This is a genomic window from Butyrivibrio sp. LC3010 (assembly GCF_000424385.1).
Taxonomy (GTDB): domain Bacteria; phylum Bacillota; class Clostridia; order Lachnospirales; family Lachnospiraceae; genus Butyrivibrio.
In genome coordinates this window covers 1-7,066 of the sequence record NZ_AUJU01000058.1, presented here as the reverse complement: position 1 = coordinate 7,066, position 7,066 = coordinate 1, and the positions used below count along the sequence as shown (strand labels likewise).

Annotated in this window: 12 protein-coding genes; all 12 read left to right on the top strand. The window is 41.2% G+C overall.

Annotated elements, in window-relative coordinates; all coding sequences use genetic code 11:
- On the top strand, window positions 1-783 hold a 783-nt coding region (locus tag G622_RS23885; protein ID WP_044958177.1), incomplete at its 5' end, for an MFS transporter.
- A gap of 179 nt (window positions 784-962) precedes the next feature.
- On the top strand, window positions 963-1,877 hold the full coding sequence (locus G622_RS0119655; RefSeq protein ID WP_026512068.1) for a Fic family protein: 915 nt from the start codon (window positions 963-965) through the stop codon (window positions 1,875-1,877).
- A gap of 95 nt (window positions 1,878-1,972) precedes the next feature.
- The gene (locus tag G622_RS23880) at window positions 1,973-2,137 is read left to right on the top strand and encodes a hypothetical protein (RefSeq protein WP_155831566.1); all 165 of its coding nucleotides are present in this window, start codon (window positions 1,973-1,975) and stop codon (window positions 2,135-2,137) included.
- A gap of 8 nt (window positions 2,138-2,145) precedes the next feature.
- Window positions 2,146-2,523, top strand: coding sequence for a zinc ribbon domain-containing protein (locus G622_RS0119640; protein WP_026512067.1), 378 nt, complete (start codon window positions 2,146-2,148; stop codon window positions 2,521-2,523).
- Between the two features lie 36 nt (window positions 2,524-2,559).
- Complete coding sequence (locus G622_RS0119635; RefSeq protein ID WP_026512066.1) at window positions 2,560-2,850, top strand: YciI family protein; 291 nt, start codon at window positions 2,560-2,562, stop codon at window positions 2,848-2,850.
- Window positions 2,851-2,866: 16 nt separating this feature from the next.
- A complete protein-coding gene (locus tag G622_RS25535; protein ID WP_196814248.1) occupies window positions 2,867-4,078 on the top strand; it encodes a DUF429 domain-containing protein in 1,212 nt (403 codons plus the stop codon).
- On the top strand, window positions 4,075-4,299 hold the full coding sequence (locus G622_RS0119620; RefSeq protein ID WP_026512065.1) for a DUF6485 family protein: 225 nt from the start codon (window positions 4,075-4,077) through the stop codon (window positions 4,297-4,299). The genes G622_RS25535 and G622_RS0119620 overlap by 4 nt, the downstream gene beginning before the upstream one ends.
- 223 nt (window positions 4,300-4,522) lie before the next feature.
- On the top strand, window positions 4,523-4,837 hold the full coding sequence (locus G622_RS0119610; RefSeq protein WP_026512064.1) for a TIGR04076 family protein: 315 nt from the start codon (window positions 4,523-4,525) through the stop codon (window positions 4,835-4,837).
- The gene (locus G622_RS0119605; RefSeq protein ID WP_155831565.1) at window positions 4,821-5,150 is read left to right on the top strand and encodes a hypothetical protein; all 330 of its coding nucleotides are present in this window, start codon (window positions 4,821-4,823) and stop codon (window positions 5,148-5,150) included. Before G622_RS0119610 ends, G622_RS0119605 begins: the two co-directional genes overlap by 17 nt.
- A gap of 20 nt (window positions 5,151-5,170) precedes the next feature.
- Window positions 5,171-5,515 carry a phenylpyruvate tautomerase MIF-related protein gene (locus G622_RS0119600; protein ID WP_026512062.1) on the top strand — a complete coding sequence of 115 codons (345 nt, stop codon included), beginning with the start codon at window positions 5,171-5,173 and terminating at the stop codon, window positions 5,513-5,515.
- The gene (locus tag G622_RS0119595) at window positions 5,499-5,870 is read left to right on the top strand and encodes a fructosamine kinase family protein (RefSeq protein ID WP_026512061.1); all 372 of its coding nucleotides are present in this window, start codon (window positions 5,499-5,501) and stop codon (window positions 5,868-5,870) included. Before G622_RS0119600 ends, G622_RS0119595 begins: the two co-directional genes overlap by 17 nt.
- Window positions 5,871-6,132: 262 nt before the next feature.
- On the top strand, window positions 6,133-7,066 hold a 934-nt coding region (locus G622_RS0119590), incomplete at its 3' end, for an IS110 family transposase (RefSeq protein ID WP_026512060.1).

Genomic DNA, 7,066 nt, shown 5'->3' with positions numbered 1-7,066 from the left:
TTTGCCTATCAGGAGTTTCTGGATCAGCTTGGCGCGTTTCTCGGACCGGTACTGCTTTTTGTAACAGCTCTTGTAAAAGGTACAGACGACCTTTTTACAACATATAGAATCTCTTTTGCGATACTGCTTGTTCCTGCAATGATCACCATAGCTCTTGTTTTGACAGCAAAGATAAGATACCCTGATCCGGAGATCTTTGAAAAGCAGGAAGATAAACCGGCAAGCTTTGAATTCAGGAAGTCATTTGTTCTGTTCATGGCGGCCATCTGCTTTTTTGCTTTTGGCTTTGCAGACTTCACCCTGATCACACTTCATTCGGCTAATACCGGAGCATTTAATGAATCCATGCTCAGCCTGCTATATGCTGGGGCAATGGCTGTGGATGCCTTTGCTGCACTATTCTTTGGCTGGCTTTATGATAAGGTCGGGCTGAAGGCTCTGATCATTTCCACACTATGCAGCACATTCTTCTCATGTTTTGTTTTTATGACTGGAAATGCCTGGTTGATCGGGGCTGGGATAATTCTGTGGGGGATTGGAATGGGTGCGCAGGAAAGTATTATGAAAGCAGCTGTCAGCGGAATCGTCCCGCGTTCCATGCGAAGCACCGGTTTCGGAATATTTGAGACAGGATTTGGTATTGCGTGGTTTCTGGGCAGTTGGCTTCTCGGTGCCCTGTATGATTTGAATCCTGTGTATCTTGTCACTGTGTCTGTGGTATCACAGTTTCTGGCGATTGCATTTTATGCTTTATGCCTCCGGTGCAATAAGACAGAGTGCTAACAATTCCAGTTTGTTGGAATGAGCATTATACCGGAATAGAATGTACTTATAGCCAATTCTGTAAAACTGCAGGACTGGCTATTTTCTTAGCTTTACTTTTTATACAAAAGTCTTTCGTAATCTTTACTTTTCAGGGATCAAAAGGTAAAATAAGTAAAGATTATGGAGGGAAGTACAATATGATTTCATATGAAGGTTTGGAAAATGCACTAAAGGAAAGAGGAATTGGTAAGACTGAGCTTTCAACTGAGCTTGGTCTGTCTACAAGGACTGTGGCTAAAATTGCAAAGGGTGAGAAGTTGTCGCCAAGAAGCATAAAAAAGATAGCAGCATATCTCGGAAAAGATCCTGACTTTTTAATGAAAAGTGTTTCAGATAATAAAATCTTGCAGTTACTTCGTGAGGAAAAAGATATAAAGCTTCCTGGAGGGCTCTATCATGAGCTACAGGTAAGAATGACATATAATTCCAATCATATCGAAGGAAGTAAGCTTTCAGAAGATCAGACAAGGCATATCTTCGAAACTGATACAGTTGATATTGGCGATGGCGTTCCTGTTGATGATATTCTTGAAACAGTGCATCACTTCCGCGCAATTGATTATGTAATAGATATAGCAGAGGAAGAACTTTCAGAGGATATAATCAAAAGGCTTCACTACATAATAAAGCATGATACAAAGGATTCAACTTTGTCATGGTTTGCGGTTGGAGATTATAAAAAACGTGCAAATGTCGTAGGGGGCAGAGAGACTTCGAAACCATCTGAAGTGCATAAGCATATGGAGGCACTTCTTAAAGAGTATAATTTAAAAAAGATTGTAACAGTAGAAGATATAATAGCACTTCATGCTGAGTTTGAATATATTCATCCATTCCAGGACGGAAACGGAAGGGTAGGAAGGCTTGTAGCATTAAAGGAATGCCTCAGACACAATATTGTGCCATTCATCATTGAGGATTCCAAGAAGAATTATTACTACAGAGGGCTCAAGGAATGGAGAAATAAAAAAGGATGGCTCATAGATACTTGTCTTGATGGACAGGATACATTTGTAAAGCTTCTTGATTTACTAGAAATTGAGCATGATTGAGATAATATATGGAACGGAAAATTTGAAGATAATAATGAAGACTATAGAACTGATGAAAAAATATGGTCGTGAAAATGTCAGGGGTGGAATATATTGTGCAGTGGATCAGGCAAGAGCTTGGCTTTAAAGAAGTTACGTTCACAACCAAGCCTGAAGTGATGAAGGTTGGATATGAGCTGTATAAGCGTATGGGCTTTGAAGAGGTTGGGGAAAAAGACGGAATTGTTAGCATGAGGATGAGCTTATTAAGAACGGAGTGACAAAGTAGATGTTTTTTATCATGGGAATCACAGATGGCAGGAAAGATTTTGATTTTAATCAGCTGATCACCTGTTCCATCTGCGGGAAATATGGACGATTCAATGTGTTCATGACATATACAGTACTGTCTCTTTTCTTTATACCGATTTTCAAGTGGAACAGACATTACTATGTGCAGACGAGCTGCTGCGGAACTGTTTATGAGCTTGATCCGGAGATTGGTAAGATGATCGCCAGGGGCGAGGAAGTAGAGATTTTGCCAAGCCATCTGACTCAGGTAAGCGGTGGAAGAGGATTTACTACTGGCTATAAGAGATGCAGGCAGTGCGGATATGAGACAACTGAGGATTTTGATTTTTGTCCGAAATGTGGAACGAGATTTTGACAGACGTAGATAAATGGGGAAAAGGAGGAGACAATCATGCAATTTCTTATAAGAGCCTATGATGGAGAAGGAAAACTTGATAAGCGTATGGAGGTACGCCCTCGTCATCTGGAAGGGATGAAAAAGCTGAGCGAGCATATCATCAGTGCCGGTGGCTTGCTGGATGATAATGGAAAGATGAAAGGATCAGCCCTTATCATGGATTTCGATAGCCGAGGGGAGCTTGATGATTATATTGCTAACGAACCTTATGTTATTGAAGAGGTCTGGGAGAAGATTGAGATTGAACCAATAAATGTTGTTATTGCAAACAGTTTGGCTAAATAAAGGAATCGTAGAGATAATGAAAAGTTCCAACAGTAATTTTTTCTTAGGTGCAGATGGTTGTAATGGAGGATGGATTGTTGCTGTCCTTGGTAGTGATCTCGGAATAGAAAGATTTTCTTCGATTGGTGAGATCCTGAAAGCATATCCGGATTACAGTGCGTTTTTGATAGATATGGTCATTGGCCTTCGTGATTCCGCGAAGCAACTAAGGCCTGATGATATTGCAAGAAAAGAGTTAAAGCCCAGAGGGGCTACACTCTTTCCGGTACCTTCCAGAGAAGCAGTATATGAAGAAACTTACGAGGAGCAGAAGAAGGCAAATATCAAAACGCTTGGAAAGAGTTTACCGAAACAAGCTTCAGCTATCATACCAAAGATTCGAGAAGTCGATGAGTTTATGTCAGCGCATCCCGAGTATAAGAACCGAATAGATGAGAGTCATCCGGAACTTGATTTTGCAAGACTGAATGGTTCTGTTTTACTTACTCGTAAAAAGGAGGCTGATGGTATTGAAGAAAGACTAAAGGTAATAAAGAGGTACATTCCGGGGATTGATATACCGAATCTTTATATAAAGGCAAAAGACTTAAGATGTAATGTTGATGATATAGCAGATGCCATCTGCCTTGCAGTGACAGCGAAGTTGAAATCAGAGGGCCTTTGTGAAACGATTCCGGAAAATCCTCAGATGGATAGTAATGGGCTGTATATGAAACTCACGGTGCCTAAGAGAGCTGTAAGCAATGAAATGGCAGAGATAAGCAGGCTGAAAAGTATAGTAGAGACGCTTCGAAGTGAAAACGGCTGCTCCTGGGATAAGGTGCAGACACATTCCAGCTTGAAAGCAGCGTGCATAGAGGAAGCAGCTGAAGTAGTTGGGGGAATCAACATTCTCGAAAAGACAGGGGATGCGGCAAACCTAAGGGAAGAACTTGGGGATCTGCTGTTGCAGGTAATGTTTCACTCCGTGATAGCGGAAGAAGAGGGCTTGTTTACTTTTGAAGATGTTGCAAAGACCATTTCGGATAAAATGGTCAGGAGACATCCACATGTTTTTGAAGGTGTGAAATATGCTTCCGAAGAAGAACTTCATGAAGCCTGGGCTGCGATAAAGAAGGAAGAGAAGAAAGGCAGAGAGTGGGAAGCAGATTACCTTGAGGGGGCTTTAAATGAGGCAACTGAACTCATTGAAAAAGCTAAGGAGCGTAAGGGGGTTAAGAGCAAATGAAGGATCCAAGAGAGTTTTGCACATGTACTGATACAAAATGTCCGAATCATCCTGTGAATCATGAGCAGGGTTGCAGTCTGTGCATTTTGAAAAACTTGAGCCGGAAGGAGATTCCTGTTTGCTTTTTCAAAAGTATAGATCATGAGAAGCCAACTAAGGACTGGTACTATGATGATTTTGCGGCTCTCGTTGAAGTAGCTAAGAAGGATGGAAAACTGTAATGGTAATTGACGTGGAGGACTTGGACTGAGGTTTATGTGGAAGATAAAGCAGATATTTGATGGGGATTATGGCTGTGAGGAATTATAGCCGGGACAGAAACCCAAGTTATCGGTTACTCTCATGGATGATGCGGGGAATAAGAAACTTGTGTCAGTTGAAGATGCATGGCTTACGGAGAATGGACTGGATGTTGGTTCAGAATGGCCATCAGGGGTATGAAATATGAAGAAGGTTAGAATCACGGTTAAGAAGATTGCCAGGTACGAGGACCTTATGGCAGAGTATGAGAATCCAATAGAACACGCCTGCTCCATGAAACTTGGACAGACTTTTGTCTGTAATGGATGGGAAAGACCGGAAGGTTTCTGTGAAAGCGCCTGGGAGACGGTTTCACCTTTTGTAATGACTTTGGCCCATGGTGGGGAGAATTTCTATGATGGCTGGATGAAGAATCCTAAGTCCGCGATGATTTCCTGCAATGACGGATTCAGACCGGTGAGTTTTTTGATTGAAACGATGCATGAGGATAGCGAATAAAAGTATGTATGATGTGATAAGCGAGATCAGAAAACTGGAAGAAAAGTACGGCGAAGACTTTAACTGGGGAACAGAGCTTAAAAACGAATTTTTTGAGAATGAGCTTAAGAAGGAGGCGGTTCTTGCTCCAAGCTCAAATGTTAAGGCAATAGCGAGAAGCTATTCTAATGATGATGTCCTTTTCGTGCTGGATGATAAGGTTTATCGCATATATCATCTTACATATTCTGGCGGAAAGCCTGGATATCAGGAATTCATGGATGGGAAAGCTGCTGTGGACTATATAGAAAATGATTTCAATGACTATAGATGAGTAGAGTAGGAGGAAATGATATGCCATTTATTTCAACAAAGACTAACGTAACAATAACAAAGGAAAAAGAGACACAGTTAAAGGAGCGCCTTGGAGAGGCTATATCGATAATCCCGGGAAAGAGTGAGAGCTGGCTTATGTTGGCAATCGAGGGTGACATTCCCATGTATTTCAGAGGCGATGATTCTCAGCCTACTGCGTTTATTGAGGTTAAGATTTACGGGGATGCTTCCTCGGATACATATGGGAAGATGACAAAAGAGTTGACAGGAATCTACGGGGATATCCTGGGAGTAGCACCGGATCACATGTATATACGTTATTTCGGATCGGAAGACTGGGGTTGGAATGGAAGCAATTTCTGATACACAAAAATATGGCTCGTTAAAAGAAGCACTTATCGGAATATATGGCGAAGATGTCTGGGTCAAGGATCGCAGGGCTGTTCATGGCGGAGATGCAAACGAAGCATATAGCTTATATCTTTCAAATGGAGAAACTCTTTTCATAAAGGCGAACAGCGTAGAAAGGGCAGATTTCTTCAGGGCTGAAGCAGAGGGAATATCTGCCATAAGGTCTACCGGGGCCATAAGGGTGCCACGGATTTATGTAACGGGCGCAGATGAGGGCTATTCATTTTTAAATGAGATAGATGGAAGAACTGGGAATAAAGAATGGATGACAGACTGGGAAGGAAAATGGAGGTTCACTGAATCGTGAATCTCTATTTAGTACCATAAAAGTGTAGTTGTTAGAGAGTAATTAACTCTGACATCTGCACTTATTTTTTTATAATAAGGGGAGTAATTGGTCTGACGTGGCTCTATTTGGATCAGCGCATCCGTCATAAAAACCGTTAGCCAACCCCTTATTATAAGCATTCGCTTAAGCAGGTAGGGAGAAACACCCGCGTAACCAACTAAACTGAATGGTAATAAGTGTGGCTGGAGCAATTACTATTTACAGTTGGAGGAGGTTCAGAATGATTAGTGTTGGAATTGATGTATCAAAAGGAAAAAGCACTGTCTGCATACTTAAGCCATATGGGAAAATTGTATGCAACCCTTTTGAAATGCAACATGTCGAGAAGGAGTTAGACGGACTAGATGATATTCTACGAAAATTGGATGGAGAAATACGTATAGTCATGGAAGCAACAGGCATCTATCACTTGCCAGTATTGACATATCTTTCAGAAAAAGGATATTTCGTATCTGTTGTGAACCCTTTTGTGATGAAGTCATTCGCAAAAAATAATGACTTTAGGGGAGCAAAAACCGACAAACTTGATTCAATCATGATTGCTAATTATGGAATTGAAAAGTGGTTTAAACTTCAAAAGTATGAAGGTGCCGAAGAGGTATATGCTGAGCTGAAGCTGCTCGGGCGCAGATATAGATATTATATGGAACTCCATGTTAAGGCTTTACAAGAATTAACTCATATCCTCGATTATGTCATGCCGGGAATCAAGAAAAAGTTTAGTAGCTGGAACGAATCAAACAACAAGGATAAGCTTGGCGATTTTGTGGAGAAGTTCTGGCATTATGACGTAATTACTTCCATGAGTCTTGAAGAATTCACAGATGAATACCTTCTCTGGGCCAAAGAAAAGAAATATCACCGGAGCATATCCAAAGCTGAAGAAGTCTATGAATTAGCATCCGGTGGCATTCCTACACTATCTTCCAGTACCCCATCGACCAAAATGTTAGTACAGGAAGCAGTATCAGTATTAAGGGCTATAGATAGCTCCTTGGCTACTATATTAGCACGAATGCAGGTTCTTGCTAAGTCCTTACCAGAATACTCTACAGTTAGAGAAATGGGTGGTGTTGGAGATGTGCTAGCGCCAAAACTAATTGCAGAAATAGGAGATGTAAGAAAACTTCATAGTGCAAAAGCTCTCATTGCTT